The sequence below is a fragment of the Streptomyces sp. NPDC032721 genome (assembly GCF_055579625.1).
Genome location: NZ_JBVIMX010000040.1, coordinates 1 through 19,023, shown reverse-complemented (window position 1 = coordinate 19,023; position 19,023 = coordinate 1). Strand labels below are relative to the sequence as shown.

At 70.8% G+C, this 19,023-nt stretch carries 14 protein-coding genes and 1 pseudogene; 8 read left to right on the top strand and 7 right to left on the bottom strand.

Annotated elements, in window-relative coordinates:
- Positions 1 to 188: 188 nt before the first annotated feature.
- The 4 genes from ACZ5PB_RS41950 to ACZ5PB_RS41935 all read left to right on the top strand — a co-directional run bounded on the left by ACZ5PB_RS41950 (position 189) and on the right by ACZ5PB_RS41935 (position 4,703).
- Complete coding sequence (locus ACZ5PB_RS41950) at positions 189 to 3,053, top strand: nitrate- and nitrite sensing domain-containing protein (RefSeq protein WP_468698855.1); 2,865 nt, start codon at positions 189 to 191, stop codon at positions 3,051 to 3,053.
- Positions 3,050 to 3,490: a roadblock/LC7 domain-containing protein gene (locus ACZ5PB_RS41945; protein WP_468698854.1), complete on the top strand. Its 441-nt coding sequence runs from the start codon at positions 3,050 to 3,052 to the stop codon at positions 3,488 to 3,490. The genes ACZ5PB_RS41950 and ACZ5PB_RS41945 overlap by 4 nt, the downstream gene beginning before the upstream one ends.
- A 98-nt stretch (positions 3,491 to 3,588) precedes the next feature.
- Complete coding sequence (locus tag ACZ5PB_RS41940) at positions 3,589 to 4,008, top strand: DUF742 domain-containing protein (protein WP_468698852.1); 420 nt, start codon at positions 3,589 to 3,591, stop codon at positions 4,006 to 4,008.
- A gap of 80 nt (positions 4,009 to 4,088) precedes the next feature.
- The gene (locus ACZ5PB_RS41935; protein WP_468698850.1) at positions 4,089 to 4,703 is read left to right on the top strand and encodes a GTP-binding protein; all 615 of its coding nucleotides are present in this window, start codon (positions 4,089 to 4,091) and stop codon (positions 4,701 to 4,703) included.
- Between the two features lie 307 nt (positions 4,704 to 5,010).
- Here ACZ5PB_RS41935 and glpK read toward each other — a convergent pair whose 3' ends face one another.
- The 4 genes and pseudogenes from glpK to ACZ5PB_RS41915 form a co-directional block, all read right to left on the bottom strand.
- A complete protein-coding gene (gene glpK, locus ACZ5PB_RS41930) occupies positions 5,011 to 6,531 on the bottom strand; it encodes a glycerol kinase GlpK (protein ID WP_468698848.1) in 1,521 nt (506 codons plus the stop codon).
- A gap of 60 nt (positions 6,532 to 6,591) precedes the next feature.
- Positions 6,592 to 7,317 (bottom strand): MIP/aquaporin family protein, encoded by a 726-nt coding sequence (locus tag ACZ5PB_RS41925; protein ID WP_468698846.1) that lies wholly within the window; start codon positions 7,315 to 7,317, stop codon positions 6,592 to 6,594.
- Positions 7,318 to 7,570: 253 nt separating this feature from the next.
- The gene (locus ACZ5PB_RS41920; protein ID WP_468698845.1) at positions 7,571 to 7,915 is read right to left on the bottom strand and encodes an Mpo1-like protein; all 345 of its coding nucleotides are present in this window, start codon (positions 7,913 to 7,915) and stop codon (positions 7,571 to 7,573) included.
- A gap of 161 nt (positions 7,916 to 8,076) precedes the next feature.
- Positions 8,077 to 8,751 (bottom strand): annotated as a pseudogene (locus tag ACZ5PB_RS41915) (M15 family metallopeptidase); the annotation flags it as partial.
- A 1,161-nt stretch (positions 8,752 to 9,912) separates the two neighbouring features.
- Here ACZ5PB_RS41915 and ACZ5PB_RS41910 point away from each other — a divergent pair.
- A complete protein-coding gene (locus ACZ5PB_RS41910; protein ID WP_468698843.1) occupies positions 9,913 to 10,455 on the top strand; it encodes an NUDIX domain-containing protein in 543 nt (180 codons plus the stop codon).
- A 40-nt stretch (positions 10,456 to 10,495) separates the two neighbouring features.
- On the opposite strand, the gene ACZ5PB_RS41905 is transcribed toward ACZ5PB_RS41910, so the two are convergent.
- Entirely contained in the window at positions 10,496 to 12,958 is a 2,463-nt protein-coding gene (locus tag ACZ5PB_RS41905) for a glycoside hydrolase family 31 protein (RefSeq protein WP_468698841.1), read from the bottom strand.
- A gap of 168 nt (positions 12,959 to 13,126) precedes the next feature.
- Here ACZ5PB_RS41905 and ACZ5PB_RS41900 point away from each other — a divergent pair, with 168 nt between their 5' ends.
- The 3 genes from ACZ5PB_RS41900 to ACZ5PB_RS41890 all read left to right on the top strand — a co-directional run bounded on the left by ACZ5PB_RS41900 (position 13,127) and on the right by ACZ5PB_RS41890 (position 16,351).
- The gene (locus tag ACZ5PB_RS41900) at positions 13,127 to 13,336 is read left to right on the top strand and encodes a hypothetical protein (protein WP_468698840.1); all 210 of its coding nucleotides are present in this window, start codon (positions 13,127 to 13,129) and stop codon (positions 13,334 to 13,336) included.
- A 17-nt stretch (positions 13,337 to 13,353) separates the two neighbouring features.
- Complete coding sequence (locus ACZ5PB_RS41895; RefSeq protein ID WP_468698838.1) at positions 13,354 to 15,360, top strand: acetoacetate--CoA ligase; 2,007 nt, start codon at positions 13,354 to 13,356, stop codon at positions 15,358 to 15,360.
- 79 nt (positions 15,361 to 15,439) lie between these two features.
- Positions 15,440 to 16,351, top strand: a complete 912-nt coding sequence (locus ACZ5PB_RS41890; RefSeq protein WP_468698837.1) for a hypothetical protein — start codon at positions 15,440 to 15,442, stop codon at positions 16,349 to 16,351.
- 65 nt (positions 16,352 to 16,416) lie between these two features.
- Here ACZ5PB_RS41890 and ptsP read toward each other — a convergent pair whose 3' ends face one another.
- Together ptsP and ACZ5PB_RS41880 are read right to left on the bottom strand one after the other, a co-directional pair.
- Positions 16,417 to 18,087, bottom strand: a complete 1,671-nt coding sequence (ptsP, locus tag ACZ5PB_RS41885; RefSeq protein ID WP_468698836.1) for a phosphoenolpyruvate--protein phosphotransferase — start codon at positions 18,085 to 18,087, stop codon at positions 16,417 to 16,419.
- A 78-nt stretch (positions 18,088 to 18,165) separates the two neighbouring features.
- Complete coding sequence (locus tag ACZ5PB_RS41880) at positions 18,166 to 18,615, bottom strand: PTS sugar transporter subunit IIA (RefSeq protein WP_468698835.1); 450 nt, start codon at positions 18,613 to 18,615, stop codon at positions 18,166 to 18,168.
- Between the last annotated feature and the right edge of the window lie 408 nt (positions 18,616 to 19,023).

The window sequence follows — 19,023 nt, the reverse complement described above, 5'->3', positions numbered from 1 at the left end:
GGACAAGTCATGATCAGCGCCTGGCGGGGCGGCTGAAAACAGACCGGACGTGCCTTCGAGTTGCCTCTGGGTCAGTAGTAGGCTCACGCCGTTTGTTGACGGACCGCGTTGACGGCACAACGGAACGACCGACGGATCAGATCGACGGAACACCACCCCCGCCGCGCGGGGTTGAGCTGGGGGAGGCCATGCGCTTTCGCGGGAAGTCCATCCGCCGGAAGATCGTGGCGTTGCTGCTGGTGCCGCTCGTCTCCCTCACCGCGCTGTGGGGATTCGCGACCGTACTCACCGGCCGCGAGGCGAGCGAGCTGCTGGACATCGCCTATGTAGTGGAGAAGATCGGCTCACCGGTCGAGGACGTCGTCCAGGTGGTCCAGCAGGAGCGCCGTCAGACCCTCGTCTACCTCGCGGACAAACGGAACTCCGAGGCTCTGCCCGAGCTCCGCCGCCAGCGCATCGCCACCGACACGGCCGTCGCGACCATCCGGAAGAACTCCCAGGACCCGGACGTCGCCGACGAGTTGACCCCGCAGGCCGCCGAGCGCCTCGCCTCTCTCCTCGAAGGGTTCGACGGCATCTCCGCCCTGCGCAGCGAGGTCGAGAACAACACGATCACCCGCGCCCAGGCCCTCACGCTCTACAACAACCTCGTCGACCCCTGCCACACCTTCCTCGCCAACCTCCACGTCCTGCGCGACGTCGAGATGGACAAGCAGGGCCGCGCCCTCGTCGGCACCACCCGCGCCCGCGAACTCCTCTCCCGCGAGGACGCGTTGGTCGCCTCCGCACTCGTCCTGCGGCAGATCACCTCGGCCGAGCTGATCCAGCTCACCGGCCTGCGGGCCAGCCGTCAGACGCTGTACGACACCAGCCTGGAGCAACTGCCCGCCTCCGAGCGGCAGCGCTACGAGCAGGTCCTGAAGGGCCCCGACACCTCCGCACTGCGCAACGCCGAGGAAGCGCTCCTCAAGCAGGGCCCGACCCGCAACCCCAGCGCCGTGTCCGTCAAGGCCTGGCAGGCCGCCGCACCCCCGGTCCTCGAACTCCTCGCCACCCGGGGCGACGAGGCCAGCTACGACTACCAGACCCGCGTCGAGCCGGTCGCCTTCAACGTCCTCCTCAAGGCGGGCGCGGCCGGCGTCCTCGGCTTCCTCGCACTGATCGTCTCCGTCGTGGTGTCCGTACGGATCGGCCGCGAACTCGTCCGAGACCTCAAGCGGCTGCGCAAGGAGGCGCACGAGGCCTCCGGCGTACGGCTGCCCGCCGTCATGCGCAGGCTCGCCGCGGGCGAATCCGTCGACGTGGAGACCGAGGCCCCGCGACTGGAGTACGAGAAGGACGAACTGGGCCAGGTCGGCCAGGCCCTCAACACCCTCCAGCGGGCCGCCGTCGAATCCGCCGTACGCCAGGCGGACATGCGGCGCGGCGTCTCCGAGGTCTTCGTCAACCTGGCCCGCCGCAACCAGGTGCTGCTGCACCGCCAGCTGACGCTCCTGGACACCATGGAGCGCCGCACCGAGGACACCGACGAACTCGCCGACCTCTTCCGCCTCGACCACCTCACCACCCGCATGCGCCGGCACGCCGAGGGCCTGGTGATCCTCTCCGGCGCGGCCCCCTCCCGGCAGTGGCGCAAGCCCGTCCAGCTGATGGACGTCGTACGGGCCGCCGTCGCCGAGGTCGAGGACTACGAGCGCATCGAGGTACGCAGGCTGCCCAGGATCGGCGTGGGCGGCCCCGCCGTCGCCGACCTCACCCACCTGATCGCCGAACTCCTGGAGAACGCCACGGTGTTCTCGCCCCCGCACACCGCGGTGCAGGTGCTCGGCGAGCGCGTCGCCAACGGCTTCACCCTGGAGATCCACGACCGCGGCCTCGGCATGGCCGCCGACATCCTCCTCGATGCCAACCTCCGGCTCGCCGAGACCCCCGAGTTCGAGCTCTCCGACACCGACCGGCTCGGCCTCTTCGTGGTCAGCCGGCTCGCCCAGCGGCAGAACGTACGGGTCTCCCTCCAGCAGTCCCCGTACGGCGGCACCACCGCGGTCGTCTTCATCCCCGCCACCCTCCTCACCGAGGCACCGGACACCGACGGCAACGGCTTCCGCGCCGACCACGAGGGCGACCGCGAGCACGGCAGGGGCCGCCCGGGCGACCCCGCACCGGCAGGACCCGGCGGCCGCCCCGGCCTGGCCGCCCTCGGCCGTACGCACCCCGGCCGGCCGGGACAGTCCGTACTGGACGGCCCCGTCGAGCTGGAACCGCCGCTGGGCACCCTCGGCCTGGAACCCGCACCCGCACTCGGAACCGCCACCGGCACCCCGTACGGGGACCTGGAGGACACCGAGAGCGAGCGCGGCGGGATCTTCCGCGCCCGGGGCCTGGAGAAGCCGCGCGGCAACGGCGGACCCGAGAGGTCGCGCGGGAACGGCGGCCGGCCCGCCGCCAGGGGCCGCATCACCGACGCCTCCCGCGTACAGCACCAGCAGGCCCCCGACCTCACCCGGGACGGCGCCGACAGGGCCAGGCCCGGCGGTCCCGTGCCGCTGCCGCGCCGCAAGCCGGCCCTGGTCGCCGACCACGGCCGCCGCGTCGGACAGGACCCACCCCCCGCGCCTCGCGGCACCGCCGGGCCGAGGCGCCCGGCAACCGCCCCCGCCCCGGCAGGCGGAACCCCGGCAGGCGGAGCTCCTGCGGGCGGCGCCCCCACAAGCGGAACCCCCGCAGACGGCGCCCCCACCCTCGGCGGCCTGCCCCGCCGCGTGCGCCAGGCCAGCCTCGCCCCGCAGCTGAAGAAGGAAGCGGAAGCCTCCCGCACCGCCGAGAACCACCGCCCCGCCCCCGTCGAGGAACCCGAGCGCGACGCCGAAGAGGTACGCAGCCGGATGGCCTCGCTCCAGCGGGGCTGGCAGCGCGGCCGACGCCACAACGAGGACGAAACGACCGCCACCACCGCCGAATCCGCTGCCGACGCCACCGGGCCACGCACAGGGAACGACACCGGAACGGGCGAGACAGCATCAGGAACGACAGCAGAGGGAGACGGGCGATGACCGCACCGAACGCCGCAGCACACAATGCCTCGGGCCGGGGGTCCGGCGAACTCAACTGGCTCCTCGACGAGTTGGTCCAGCGCGTCGGCAGCATCCGCAAGGCGCTGGTGCTCTCCAGCGACGGACTGCCCACCGGCGCCTCGCAGAGCCTCACCCGGGAGGACGGCGAGCACCTCGCCGCCGTCGCCTCCGGCTTCCACAGCCTGGCCAAGGGCGTCGGCCGCCACTTCGAGGCGGGCAGGGTCCGCCAGACCGTCGTCGAGCTGGACGACGCGTTCCTCTTCGTCACCGCCGCGGGCGACGGCAGCTGCCTCGCCGTCCTCTCCGACGCGGACTCCGACGTCGGCCAGGTCGCGTACGAGATGACGCTGATGGTCAAGCGCGTCGGTGCCCACCTCAGGACGGCACCACGGTCCGGTCTGCCCACCGGCGGGTGAGCGGAGCCGGGATGAACGACGCAGGCAGGGAGACGGGCAGGGAACCGGGCGGGGACACCGCCGCCGGCACGAACCCCCGCAGAAGGGCGTGGCCACGGGTGGAACCCGGACCCCGCCCGGACGCCGCCGCACGGCCGCAGCCCTCGCACCACTGGTTCGACGACGACGCGGGCCCCGTCGTCCGCCCGTACGCGATGACCCGAGGTCGTACGAGCAGTGCGACCCGGCACCGGCTCGACCTGATCGCCATCGTCATCCCGGAACCCGCGGCGGACGAACCCGACCGGGACCAGACGCTCGCCCCCGAGCACGTCGAGATCGTGGAACTGTGCAACGAGAGCCCGCAGTCCATCGCGGAACTGGCCGCGACCCTAGATCTGCCGGTCGGCGTCGTCCGGGTCCTGGTCGGCGACCTGGTCGAGGACCAACTGGTCCACGTCACCCGGCCGGTGGAGCCCGCGGAGCTGCCGGACGAGAGCCTGCTGCGCGAAGTGATCGACGGCCTCAGAGCCCTCTGAAGCAGCCCACTCTGAAGCAGCCCTCTGACACACGGCGCGGAACACATCCTTCCGCGCAGCGAGATCGGGAGAACTGAACGATGGTCTTCGGGCGTTCCAGCCGCAAGAAGCGGCCCGTGGAGCCGGTGACGCTGAAGATTCTGGTCGCCGGCGGATTCGGGGTGGGCAAGACCACCCTGGTCGGCGCGGTCAGCGAGATCAGACCGCTGCGCACCGAGGAAACCCTCAGCGAGGCGGGCCGGCCGGTCGACGACACCCAGGGGGTCGAGGCCAAGACGACCACCACCGTCGCCATGGACTTCGGCCGCATCACCCTGCGCGAGGACCTCGTCCTCTACCTCTTCGGCACACCGGGACAGGACCGCTTCTGGTTCCTGTGGGACGAGCTGGCGCAGGGCGCGCTCGGCGCCGTCGTCCTCGCCGACACCCGCAGGCTGGAGGACTGCTTCGCGGCCGTCGACTACTTCGAGCGCCGGGGCATCCCCTTCACCGTCGCGGTCAACTGCTTCGACGGCGCGGAGCAGCACCCGGCCGAGACGATCAGCGCCGCCCTGGACCTCGACCCGGACGTCCCGGTCATGCTGTGCGACGCCCGCGACCGCGAGTCCGTCAAGGAGGTGCTGATCGCGGTCGTCGAACACGCCCTGACCCTGTCCACAAGCCGCCGCGAAGCCGCAACGACGGCCACTCCGTAACGCCCCGGACGGCCACCGGTTCCGGTTCTCCGCCCCGGGCGGCCACCGGTTCCGGTACTCCGCATTGGGCGAACCCCGGCTCCGGCACTCCGCCCCAGGCGAACCCCGGCTCTGCTACTCCGCACCGAGCGGCCACTGGCTCAGCCACACCGCACCGGGTCGCCCCCCGCGGCCCTCCCGTCCGCGAAGCGGCCCGCACCCCCGCCGACTGGGGTGCGGACCGCGGCAGTTGCCCCTCCCGCGCGACGCACTTCCCCGCGTGTTTCCCCACGCGTTTCCATGCGTCGCCAGACGATCGTAATGCTGTTTAATCCTGTCCGTCCTCCAGCCAGCCGAAGCTGCGCTCCACGGCCTTGCGCCAGTTCTGGTACTCGCGGTCGCGCTCCGGCGCATCCATCCGCGGCGACCATTCCGCATCGCGCTGCCAGTGCGACTTCAGCTCGTCCAGGTCCGACCACACACCGGTCGCGAGACCGGCCGCGTAGGCGGCGCCCAGGCAGGTCGTCTCGGACACCTTCGGCCGGATCACCGGCACGCCCAGCACGTCCGCCTGATGCTGCATCAGCAGATTGTTGACGGTCATCCCGCCGTCCACCTTGAGCGTGGTGATCTGTACACCGGAGTCCTGGTACATGGCGTCGACGACCTCCCGCGTCTGCCAGCTCGTCGCCTCCAGGACGGCCCGCGCCAGGTGCGCCTTGGTGACGTAGCGCGTCAGCCCGGTGATGACACCGCGTGCATCGGAGCGCCAGTAGGGCGCGTACAGCCCGGAGAAGGCCGGCACGACGTACGCCCCGCCGTTGTCGTCCACGCTCGCCGCGAGCGGCTCTATCTCCTCCGCGCTGCGGATGATCCCGAGTTGGTCGCGGAACCACTGCACCAGCGCGCCGGTGATCGCGATCGAGCCCTCCAGGCAGTAGACGGGAGCCTCGCTGCCGATCTTGTAGCCCATGGTGGTGAGCAGGCCGTTCTTCGACGGCACCGGCCTGTTCCCGGTGTTGAGGAGCAGGAAACTCCCCGTCCCGTACGTGTTCTTGGCCGTGCCCGTGTCGTAGCAGGCCTGCCCGAACACCGCCGCCTGCTGATCACCCAGCGCGGACGCGACCGGCACCCCGGCGAGCTGGCCGACCGCCGTCCCGTACACCTCCGCCGACGACCTGATCTCCGGCAGTACGGCCTCGGGGACCCGCATCGCGGAGAGGATCGCCGGATCCCACTGGAGGGTCTCCAGGTTCATCAGCATCGTCCGGCCGGCGTTGGTGACGTCGGTGACGTGAACACCGCCCTGGGTGCCGCCGGTCAGGTTCCAGATCAGCCACGAGTCGATCGTGCCGAAGGCGATCTCCCCGCGCTCGGCCCGGGTACGCAGCCCCGGTACGTTGTCGAGCAGCCAGGCGGCCTTGGGCCCGGAGAAGTAACTCGCCAGCGGCAGTCCGGTCCGGTCGCGGAAGCGGTCTTGCCCGTCCTCGCCGCCCAGCTCGTTGCAGAGCGCGGAGGTACGGGTGTCCTGCCAGACGATCGCGTTGTGCACGGGCTTGCCGGTCGCCCGGTCCCACAGCACCGTCGTCTCGCGCTGGTTGGTGATGCCCAGCGCACTCAGCTGGTCCGCACGCATGCCCGCCTTGGCGAGCGCCCCCGCGACGACCGCCTGCACCTTGGACCAGATCTCGGTGGCGTCGTGCTCCACCCAGCCCGGCTTGGGAAAGATCTGACGGTGCTCGCGCTGGTCCACGGCGACGATGGCGCCGCCGTGGTCGAAGATGATGCAGCGGCTGGATGTGGTGCCCTGGTCGATCGCCGCGACGAACTTCTCGCTGCTGTCGGTCATGAGGTCCCCTCGCTCGGAAGCTGCTGGTGAAACCGCCGGACAGGTGGCAGGTGGTACGGGCTAGAAGGCCAGGTTGTAGACGAGTCCGCCGAGTCCGCCGCCGACCAGCGGGCCGACCACCGGAACCCATGCGTAACTCCAGTCCGAGGTCCCCTTGTTGGGGATCGGCAGCACGGCGTGCACCAGGCGCGGACCGAGGTCACGGGCCGGGTTGATCGCGTAGCCCGTGGGCCCGCCGAGCGACAGACCGATCCCGACCACCAGGAACGCGACGATCAGCGTCTTGGTGCCGGAGGTGCCCAGGCCCTCGGTCAGGCCGAAGGCCAGGATGGGCAGGACCAGCGCGAAGGTGGCGATGGTCTCGGTGAGGAGGTTGGCTACCGGGTTCCTGATCTCGGGAATCGTCGAGAAGATCCCGAGGGTGGGCAGCGACTGCTCGGTGTCCCGGTTGGCGCCGAACTGCGCGTAGTAGACGAGCCAGGTGAGCAGGGCGCCGATCATCGCGCCCACCATCTGCCCCAGGACGTACACCCACACCTGGCCCCACTTGCCGGTGTCGACCGCGATCCCGAGGGTCACCGCCGGGTTGAGGTGGCCGCCGGAGAGCGGTCCTGCGGTGTACGCGCCGGCCATCACGCCGAAGCCCCAGCCGAAGGCGATGACCACCCACCCGGCGGCTCTCGCCTTCGAGAATCTGAGCGTGACCGCGGCACACACTCCCGCACCGAAGAGGATGAGGATCGCGGTGCCTATGACTTCCCCGCGGAATATTTCCCCATTGGTCATGACGTCCATGCGGCTCCTAGGGCTCGCCCGGGGCGGGCCCCGGTCCGTGGCTGGGCAGGGCGCGGCGCGGCTCGATCCCGGTACGGGATGGGGCCGGTGAGGCGACGGCGCCGACTGACACCGGGAAGTGTTCACCGGCGGTGTGGGAGCGTCAAGAAGCTGGACAGCAACGGGAGTTGACGTTCCACCAACAACCCCTGACGGCCCGTCCCGCCCCCTCCCACCCCTCCCCGCCCCTACCCGTCCCTCCCGCTCAGCGGTTCTCGGCGAGCCACTTCGACGCGGTCTCGGCCAGCTCCGCGTCGCGCCCTGCCAGCATCATCCGGATCATCTGGAAGTCGCCGCGCAGCGACCAGGCCGGGTGGCCGAAGGTGGCGGGGTTGTTCTTCTCGATCAGGAAGTGGGCGGGCCAGGCGGTCCCGTACCCGATCAGCGGCAGCGCGGCGGCGTAGCGCCTGCGCCCGCGCGCCAGGCCGTACGCGGTGACTGCGAGGCCGGTGAGGGTGCCGGTCAGATGGATCCAGCGGGTGGCCGCGCGGGAGTGCATGGCGACGTAGTAGGGCCAGAACTCCTCGTACGAATCAAATGTCTGCTCCATGGGGGCACCGTATGTGCTCGGCGGAGTACGGGAAACGGGGGAGCGGCAACGGGAACCGCTTCGGATTTCCGCGCGGAAGGAGAACCGGATACCGGGAATTGGCGTCCGGTAGGAGAGAGAGCGGGTTGCCGGGACCGACGGGGGTGGTCCTGGCAGCCCGCTCATCTGCTGGATACGGGGAAGTCGAAGTAAGTATCGGGAAACGGCTCGGGCTTGTACGTGAAGTGCCACCACTCCTCGGGGAGATTGACGAATCCCTGCGCGGCGAGCGTCTTCTTCAGCAGCTGCCGGTTGGCGCGCTGGGCGCCCTGGATACGCGGGTCGTCCGTGTGCGAAAGCGTGTCGAAGCAGTCGTAACCGGTCCCCATGTCAACGGAGTTGTCCCGGAACCGCTCGCTCTGCGGCGCGTAACAGGGCACGAGCTTCTCGCCGGGGACGTACGGCGCGGTCGGCCGCGCGGGCAGCCGCACGAGGGTCAGGTCGACGGTGCTGCCCCTGCTGTGCCCCGACTTCTCGGCGATGTACCCGTCCGCGAAGAGCCGGGACTTGTCGACCCGAGGATAGAACTCCCGCTTCATACGGCTGTCCCCGAGGTCCTTCGCCCACCGTACGAAGTGGTCGACGGCGCGCTGCGGCCGATAACAGTCGTACACCTTGAGCGAGTACCCGGAACGAAGCAACGCCCGCTGAGCCTTCCGCAGGGCCAGTGCCGCAGGCCGAGTAAGCAGACAAACCGGCTCCCGATACCCGTCCACGGACTCCCCGACGAAATTGTGCGCACCGAAATACCGCATGTCCTGCAAAACCGTAGAATCCACCCGCCCCAACAAAACAAACCCCCAACCCCCCTGCCCACCCCCAAACCCGCCCCCCACAAGCTCTCCAACCCCCCGCCCGAATCCACCCCTCACATCGGCCCCGACCCCTCGTCCGTATCCGCCCTCCGCGCCGGCTCCGACCCCTCGTCCGTATCCGCCCTCCGCACCGGATCCGACCCCCCGTCCGTATCCGCCCTCCACGCCGGATCCGAAGCCCCGTCCGGATTCGACCCCACCCCCGGATCCGTCCTCACCCCTGGAACCGACCTCCACGCCGGATCCGACTCCCACGCCGGAATCGGCACCCATTTCCGAAGCGGAGCCCGCCCCCAAAGATCCAAGCCCAAGGCCCACAGCCCCGAGCACTGCACCCACCCGCCCCAAAACCCCAGCCCGTCGTCTCATCCCTCCCATCTACCACCCCCAACCACCCCGCAACCGCCCCCATCCCGCTGCCGAGCCCCCTTGGCCGCAGGACCTGCCCCACCCCTTGAGCCTGCGGGCCCACCCCCGCCCACGGCCCCGCCCCGGGCGCCAGGCCCGCCCTCGTCGCAGAGCCGCCTTGATCGGCGAAGCCGCTAGAGTCCGCCACTCGCGCGGCGAAGCCTCTATGGACCCGCCACTCACGTGGCGAGGCCTCTACGGTCCCGCCACTCACGAGGCGAGGCCTCTACGGTCCCGCCGTCGTGATCGGCGAAGCCGCTACGCCGCCCGCCTCCTGGCTCAACGGGGCCTCTACGCCCCCGCCCTCTTGGCTGGCGGAGCCGCCCACGATGCCTAGCCCCTCGGCCGCAGGGCTACACCCCACCCCCTCGGGCGGCGGGCCCACCCCACCCGGTGCCCCGCCCCCTCGGGCGGCGCGGCCGCCTCCACACCCCCGCCCCCGCCCCCTTGGGCGGCGCGGCCGCCCACGTTGCCCCGCCTCCTTGGGCGGCGCGGCCGCCTCTACACCCCCGCCCCCGCCCCCTTGGGCGGCGGGGCCGCCCCCCCCCGGGGGCGGAACGGGCGGGCAAGGGGGCGGCCCCCGGCGGAGTCGAACCCTCCGGCCCCGCCTCACCTCCGCCACGGCCCCCACTCCCCACCAAGTGCCCCACCGCACACCTCCACCCTCACCCCCGTCCCCTCCCGGCCGAGCCCCAACTCCACCCCCCTCCCACCCACTTCACCTACCCTCACCCCGTGAAGCACTCCCACTGCCCCCACTGCGGCACCCCATACCCCACCCCCACAACAACCCCCACCCCCTGGCCCCGCCACTGCCCCACCTGCCAAGAAACCACCTACCGAAACCCCCTCCCGGTAGCAGTCGCCCTACTCCCCGTAAACCCACTCACCCCCACCGCAGCCACCTCCACCTCCACCCCCGGCCTCCTGGTAATCACCCGCACCATCGCCCCCCAAATCGGCTCCCCGGCCCTCCCCGGCGGTTTCATCGACCATGCCGAAGACTGGCGCCAAGCCGTAGTCCGCGAACTCCACGAAGAAACCGGCATCGAAGCCCCGGCCTCCGCCGTTCGCCTGGCCGACGCCATGAGCTCCCCGACCGACCACCTCCTCCTCTTCGGCCTGCTCCCCACCATGGAGGAGTCCGACCTGCCCCCGTCCACGCCCACGGCGGAAACCGCGGGCTGGCACATCCTCCGCACACCCACCGAACTGGCCTTCCCCCTCCACACCCAGGCAGCCCGAGCCTGGTTCGCCGGCACCTACACCCACCGCTGACGAACAGCCCCACCCCGGAGGAACCACCCCTCACCCCCCCTCAAACCCCCCTCACCCGCACCGGAACCCCCACCTCCCCACCCCCCACCCGCTCCACCACAACCCGCCCCTCCCGCACACACGAAGTGAACCGCTCCACCGAAGGCTGCTCCCACCCCTCGCCCCCGTCCCGCACCAACAGCCCACCCCCGGTCCGCCCCACCTCCGGAGCCCACACCTCCAACTCAAGCCCCCCACCAGGCCCCCGCACCGGAATCACCGCCCCACCCCGCACCAGCACCGGAATCCGGGACTCCGCCCCACCGATCCCCGGCGCATCCACCAGCACCTGCCCAGGCCCGTCGTACGCGGCCCCGGTAGCCGCGTCGTACCAACGCCCCCGAGGCAACCGCACCGCCCGCCGGTTCACCCCCGGCTCCAGCACAGGCGCCACCAACAACGCGTCCCCCAACAGAAACGCGTCCTCGCAGTCCCGCAACCCCCGGTCCCCGGGCGCCCCCCACCACACCGGCCTCACGTACGGCGCCCCGGTGAGCCGCGCCAGATGCGACAACGTCACGAAGTACGGCAGCAACCGCTCCCGCTCCACCAACGCCGCCCGCGCATGCTCCAGCACCCGTGGCCCGAACTCCCACGGCTCCCGCCGCCCCGCCCCGATCGCCGCATGGGTACGGAACAACGGCAGCCACGCCCCCAACTGGAACCACCGCAGATACAGCTCGTCCCCGGGGCTCCCACCGAAACCCCCCACGTCCGGCCCCGAAAACGGAACCCCGCACAACCCCAGCCCCAACACCAGCGACAGCGAAGCCCGCAGCCCCGGCCACCCGGTGGACACATCCCCGGACCAGGTCCCCCCGTACCGCTGCATTCCGACCCACCCCGACCGCGAGAACAGGAACGGCCGCTCCTCCGGCCGCAACCGCCGCAGCCCCTCGTACCCCGCCCGCGCCATCGCCAGCCCGTACACGTTGTGCGCCTCGCGATGATCCCCACCGCGCCCCTCCAACGCATGCCGCGCCGACAGCGGCAGCGTCGGATCCCCGAAGGCGGAGAACGACACCGGCTCGTTCATGTCGTGCCACACCCCGGAGAACCCCTGGTCGAGCCGCTCCTGGTACCAGCCGCCCCACCACTCCCGCACCCCCGGATCCGTGAAGTCCGGAAAGGCGCACTCCCCGGGCCACACCTCCCCGCGCACCTCCCGCCCCCGCCCGTCCCGTACGAACGCCCCGGCCGCGACCCCACTCGCGTACACGGGATTCCCCTCCGCCGCCCGCACCGCCGGATCCACGATCGACACCAGCCGCACGCCCCCCTCACGCAACTCCCGCGCCAGCCCCGGAAGGTCGGGAAACGCCGCACGGTCCACCGTGAAGACCCGATGCCGGTCGTAATGATCAATGTCGAGATGTACGGCGGACAGCGGAAGCCCCCGCTCCCGATACCCGGCAACCACCCGCCGCACCTCCTCCGCAGTCCCGAACCCCCACCGCGCGTGCTGCGGCCCGAGCGCCCAGGACGGCGGCCGTACGGGACGACCGGTGAGCGCCGTCCACCCCTGCAACACCCGCGCGGGCGTCCCCACCACCACCCAGCACCGCAACGGCCCCCCGGTCATGCGCAGTTCACTGCACCCCGCCCGGTCGTGCCCCGAACCACCACCCTCCTCGCCCTCCCGCAGCACGGCCCGCCCGTCCCAGGAGTTGTCGTAGAAGGCAAGGTGCGTCCCCGCGTCCGCCACGACGAACTGCACCGGCATCGTCAGCGAGAGCGGATCGTCCCCCGGCCCGAACTCCCCACCGGGATCGGTGTTCCACAACCGGTACGTCCCGTCCCTCAGCCGGGGCCCACCGGCCCGCCCCCCGAGCCCGAAGAACCGCGCGTCGGCCCCCACCTCGGACCGCTGCAACCACCGCCCCTCACGCCCCCCACCTGCACACCCCTCCCCAGCCCTACTTGAAACCCCCTCACCAACATCACCAGCACGCCCGTCACCCACCGAGGAGGCTCCCGCCCTCCCCACCACCCCCGCCGCCCCCACCGGCTCCCACCACCGAGGCGGCAGCTCCCGCCGAAGCAACACCCCACCCGGCGTCCGCACCTCGATCGCCCCGTGCCGGGAGACCGCCACCGTGACCCGCTCCGAGACGACCCGCCAGCCACCGTCCTTGTCCGGCTCCAGCACCACCCGGGGATCCGGACCGGGACACAACCCGGCCAGGGCATACGACGGCTCGGGCGCCACCCCGTCCCACCCCCAGAACACCGCCCCGCCCGCGGCCACCAGAATCCGCAGCTCGGACCGGGCGAACCGGACGATCCCACCCCCGGGCAACGCCTCCGCGCCACTCACCGCCCCCGGCACCCGCGCCCGCTCAGCCCGCCGAGGAGGCAGCCCCCACGCATCGGTGCGCCGCCTCCGCCAAGCCGTCCGCACGGACCGAAGCCCCTGCACCGAACCGACAAGCCTCACCGAACGCACCAGGTCACGACCGTTCATAGCCCCCACCCTGCCACCGCCCCACCGCCCAACGGGCCCCGTTCAACTCCCGTTCACCCAGCCCGACTCCGCGACCCACCTTCCTTCACCACCGTCGACCCCGCCCGCTCCGACCACCGGCCCCCATCAGCACGGATCCCGACTCACCCTGGTGCCGAAGACGATCACATGGCATCGTCCCCCTCAGCCCGCACCGCGCACTCCTCCCGCCTCGCCGGGGGCACCGGCCCGAAGCCCGGCCCGCCCACCCCGCCCGAGCAGGACCCGCGCACGACCGGGCGCCACGAGGAGCGCCCCACCGCACTCCTCACCCCGGGCGCACCCGCACCCCGGAACACCACCCGCACCACCCGCAGGACCAGAAGCGCAGAGCCGTAGAACCCGGGAGCCACTCCATGACCTCGACCTCCGCGACGAACACAGCCCAGCCGGAACCCCTCTGGCAGCCGGGCCCCGACCGCATCGCCGAGGCGGCGGTCACCCGGTTCCAGGCCTGGGCCGCAGACCGCTACGGAGCCCCTGCCGAAGGCGGCTACCCGGCGCTCCACCGCTGGTCGGTCACCGAACTCGACACGTTCTGGCAGGCCGTCGCCGAGTGGTTCGACGTCCGCTTCTCCACCCCGTACGACTCCGTGCTCGGCGAGCGCACCATGCCCGGCGCCCAGTGGTTCCCCGGCGCCACCCTCAACTACGCAGAACACGCCCTGCGCACCGCCGAAGACCCGTCCCGCGCCGACGAACCCGCCCTGCTGCACGTCGACGAGACCCAGAACCCGGTGCCCGTCACCTGGTCGGAGCTCCGCCGCCAGGTCGGCTCCCTGGCCGCCGAACTCCGCGCCCTCGGCGTACGCCCCGGAGACCGCGTCAGCGGCTATCTCCCCAACATCCCCCAAGCTGTCACCGCCCTCCTCGCCACTGCCGCCGTCGGCGCCGTATGGACCTCCTGCGCCCCCGACTTCGGCGCCCGCAGCGTCCTCGACCGCTTCCAGCAGGTCGAACCCGTCGTCCTCTTCGCAGTCGACGGCTACCGCTACGGCGGCAAGACCCACGACCGCACCGACACCGTCGCCGAACTCCGCCGCGAACTCCCGACCCTCCGCGCGGTCGTCCACATCCCCCTGCTCGACACCCCTGCCCCCTCCGGCACTTTCGAATGGTCTTCCCTCACTGAGAGTGACAACGAGCCGGTCTTCGAGCAAGTTCCCTTCGATCACCCGCTGTGGGTTCTTTATTCGTCGGGCACCACCGGGCTCCCCAAAGCCATCGTCCAGTCCCAGGGCGGCATCCTGCTCGAACACTTCAAGCAGATCGGCCTGCACTGCGACCTCGGCCCCGAGGACCGCTTCTTCTGGTTCACCTCCACCGGCTGGATGATGTGGAACTTCCTCGTCTCCGGCCTGCTCACCGGCACCACGATCGTTCTCTACGACGGCAGCCCCGGCTTCCCCGGCACCGGAGCCCAGTGGGCCATCGCCGAAAAGACCGGCGCCACCCTCTTCGGCACCTCCGCCGCCTACGTGATGGCCTGCCGGAAAGCGGACGTCCACCCCGCCGCCGACCACGACCTCTCCCGCGTCAAGTGCGTCGCCACCACCGGATCCCCGCTACCGCCCGACGGCTTCCGCTGGCTGCACGACGAGTTCGCCGCCCGCGACCACGACCTCTGGATCGCCTCCGTCAGCGGCGGCACGGACGTCTGCAGCTGCTTCGCCGGCGCCGTCTCCACCCTCCCGGTCCACATCGGCGAACTCCAGGCCGCCTGCCTCGGCACCGACCTCCAGGCCTGGGACCCCGAGGGCAAGCCCCTCACCGGCGAGGTCGGCGAACTCGTCGTCACCAACCCCATGCCGTCCATGCCGATCCACTTCTGGAACGACCCCGACGGCACCCGCTACCACGACAGCTACTTCGACACCTACCCCGGAGTCTGGCGCCACGGCGACTGGATCACGATCACCGACCACCACTCCGTGATCATCCACGGCCGCTCGGACTCCACCCTCAACCGCGGCGGCGTCCGCATGGGCTCCGCCGACATCTACGAAGCCGTGGAACGCCTCCCCGAAATCCGCGAATCCCTCGTCATCGGCCTGGAAGAACCCAACGGCGGCTACTGGATGCCCCTCTTCGTCCACCTCGCCGAAGGCGCGGAACTCAACGACGAACTGCGCACCCGCATCAAGAACACCATCCGCACCGCACTCTCCCCACGCCACGTCCCCGACGAGGTCATCGAGGTCCCCGCCGTCCCCCACACCCTCACCGGCAAGCGCATCGAAGTCCCGGTCAAGCGCCTCCTCCAGGGCACCCCGCTCGCCAAGGCGGTCAACCCCGGCTCGGTCGACAACATCGACCTCCTGCACTTCTACGAGAACCTGGCCCGCACCCGCGCCCAAGGCTGACCGCGGACGGCCGAGCCCCGTTGTCAGTGCCCCCGGTTACGGTGAGTGAGCAATCATCGACTGCGCTCATGGGGGAGCAATGGAGCACACCAGGAACAACCGGACCGAGAACCGCACCACCAAGACGATGCGCCGCACCCTGCGCCGCGAAGTCCCCGGAACCGTAGGCCTGTTGGTCGACGAGGAGGACTTCGCGGCGATGGCCGGCTACCGCACCTTCACCTTCGACGACCACACGGTCTATCTCCAGCAGGTCGACGCCCTGCTCACGACCCTGGCCTCCGAAGGCCTGCACACCAGCGTGGCCCTCTTCGACCCACAGGAGTTCGCGGAGTTCTGTACGGCCACGGGCCTCGACCCCGACAGACCGCAGACCCGCGCCCGCTTCACCGCGGAGGTAGCGGCCCACGGAGCCTGCGTCCCCTATACGGGCCAGCCCCTCGACAGCCTGGTCCCCGTCCTCATCAACGAAGCGGTCCGGCAGGCCACCTGGGGCTGCGCGTCCCTGCTCCTCTCCGACCTGGGAAACTGCGCCGACTGCGGCCAGGACATCGGCCGCGAAGCCTTCGAACGGGCCTCGCACCTCCTGGTCGCCCTGCTCCAGGGAGCAGGGACCGGCACGCACCACCTGGTGTGCAGCGTGTCCGCGGACGAAGAACAACTGCTCGCCGTGCTCCACGTCGAAGTGGGCGAGAACGGCATCCCCGAACTCAACGACGAGGAAGGATCCGAGTTCGTGACCGTCCTCGCCGCGGGCATCGCCCTCGAAAGCCACGGGGGAGTGGTGCTGCGCACCACCCGGGCCGACACCTCCGACCGGGTGTACGGCTGGCGCCTGGACCGGGGCGACCTAGCCGCACTGACCGTGGGCGAGGTCTTCAGCGCCTACTGCACCGACGCCGAGACGGGCGAACCGGTCGCCCCGGAGTCGGGCGTCGAATACTGCGCGGGCTACCCGATCCCGAACACCCCGGGCCGCCCCCACCACTGAAAAAGCCCGAGGGGCCGCCGGCAGTACCGGCGGCCCCTCGGACCTCGAACATCAACGCTGCCGGGTCACTCCCCGGACAGCACCGCCTGCGCGGCCACGCGGGCCTCCTCGGCGGTGTCCACGGCACGCGCCGCGGCAGCCGCCCGCTCGCACTGCGCCAGCGTGTACTTCGCCAGCGTCGCGCGCACATAAGGAATCGCCTTCGCGCCCATCGACAGGGAGGTGACACCCAGACCGGTCAGCACACAGGCCAGCAGCGGGTCGGCCGCGGCCTCACCACAGACACCACAGCTCTTGCCCTCGGCCTTGGCGGCATCGGCGGAAGCCGCCACCAGGTCGAGCAGTGCGGGCTGCCACGGGTCCTGCAGACGCGACACCGCACCGACCTGACGGTCGGCGGCGAAGGTGTACTGCGCCAGGTCGTTGGTTCCCAGCGACAGGAACTCGACCTCCTGGAGGATCGAGCGTGCCCGGAGCGCGGCCGACGGGATCTCCACCATCGCACCGAACTTCGCCTGCAGCCCCGCCTCACGGCACGCGTCCGCGAACGCCTTGGCGTCCGTACGGTCCGCGACCATCGGCGCCATGACCTCCAGGTACACCGGCAGACCCTCGACGGCCTTCGCCAGCGCGGTCAGCTGCGTACGCAGAATCTCGGGGTGGTCCAGCAGCGAACGCAGACCACGTACGCCCAGCGCCGGGTTCGGCTCCTCGGCCGGCGTCAGGAAGTCGAGCGGCTTGTCCGCACCGGCGTCCAGCACACGCACGACGACCCGGCCCTCGGGGAAGGCCTCCAGCACCTTGCGGTACGCCTCGACCTGCGACTCCTCCGACGGCGCCTGCTTGCTGTCGTCAAGGAACAGGAACTCGGTGCGGAACAGGCCCACACCCTCGGCACCGGCTTCCACCGCTGCGGCGACATCGGCGGGACCTCCGATGTTGGCGAGCAGCGGAACCTTGTGCCCGTCGGACGTCGCACCGGGACCGGTCGAAGCGGCCAGCGCCGCCCTGCGCGCGGCAGCCGCGGACTCCAGTTCGGCACGCTTCTCGGCACTCGGCTCGACGAAGATGTCACCCGTGCTGCCGTCGACGGCCACGACCGTGCCCTCGACCAGCTCACCGGCGCCCGGCAGCGCGACCACGGCCGGCACACCCAGCGCACGCGCGAGAATCGCACTGTGGCTGGTCGGCCCGCCCTCTTCGGTGACGAACCCGAGCACCAGAGCCGGGTCGAGCAGCGCGGTGTCCGCGGGCGCCAGGTCCCGCGCGATGAGCACGTACGGCTTGTCACTGTCGGGAACGCCCGGCATCGGGACACCCAGCAGACGCGCGACGATGCGATTGCGTACATCGTCCAGGTCGGCCACTCGCCCGGCCAGGTACTCACCGGCACTCGCCAGCAGCGCACGGTACGCGGCGAACGCGTCGTACACACCGCGCTCGGCGGTGCTGCCCACAGCGATCCGACGGTCCACATCGGCCATCAGCTCGGGGTCCTGAGCCATCAGGGCCTGAGCCTCCAGCACGGCCTGGGCCTCGCCGCCGGCCAGATTGCCACGTGCAATCAGGTCGGCTGCCACAGCTTCCACCGCCTGCCGGGCGCGCCCCTGCTCGCGCTCGGCATCCTCGGTCGGAATCTGCTTGGCCGGCGGCTCCAGAACCGCCGTGCCCATGTGCCGAACTTCGCCGATCGCCACACCGTGGCTCACGCCGACGCCTCGCAGCGTTGTCTCCATTTCACCGTCTCCGCTAGTTGCGACGGACCCTGCCGCCGCGGTGGATGTACTACCCGCCGTCTCTGACGGCGCCGACGTCTACTTCCAAGTGAAGAGAGCGTCGCCGGCCTTCACGTCGCTGTCCTCGACCAGGTCCGAGAGCGCATCGGCGGTGGCCTCAAGGGCGACGATCGGGCAGATGGGCGACTTGCCGGCAGCCTCGACCGCCGCCGGGTTCCAGCGAACGACCTCCTGCCCGCGCGTTACGGTGTCGCCCTTGTTCACGAGCAGCTCGAAGCCCTCGCCATTGAGCTGAACGGTGTCGATACCGAGGTGGGTCAGCACACCGTGGCCCTCGCCGTCGACGACGACGAACGCGTGCGGGTGCAGGGAGACGACAACACCGTCGACGGGGGACACGGCCGCGGACGGCTCGCGTACGGGGTCAATAGCGGTGCCGGGACCGACCATGGCTCCGGAGAACACGGGGTCGGGAACTGCGGCAAGTCCGATGGCGCGACCTTCAAGAGGGGACATCACGCTGGTCATGGGGGGCCTCCCAGGGGCGGAGTTCGTGAGGCGCCGTCACTACCTGTCCAGGACGGCATACCTGCTTCAGCAGGGTAAGTCATAAGAAGTCCCGGTTCCGCATGAGAGGTCCTGCTTGGATGACCTAGGGATGCACCGGAAACGATTTGCCTCAACAAGCGGTGCCATGTACTGTCGTACTCCTGCCTGACCCCAACACGTACTCACTTCTCTGTGAGTCGTGTGTCGGCAGCGCCTCTTGTGAGTGTTGATCCTATCTCGGATCCCTATTCCTGCATGCCATGGAATAGGTGGTCAGAGAGACGGAAATCCACTGATAGAGTCGGAACCGCCGGAAAGGGAAAGCGCGAAAGCGAAGAACCTGGAAAGCACCGAGGAAATCGGCACTGGAAACAGTCTGATAGAGTC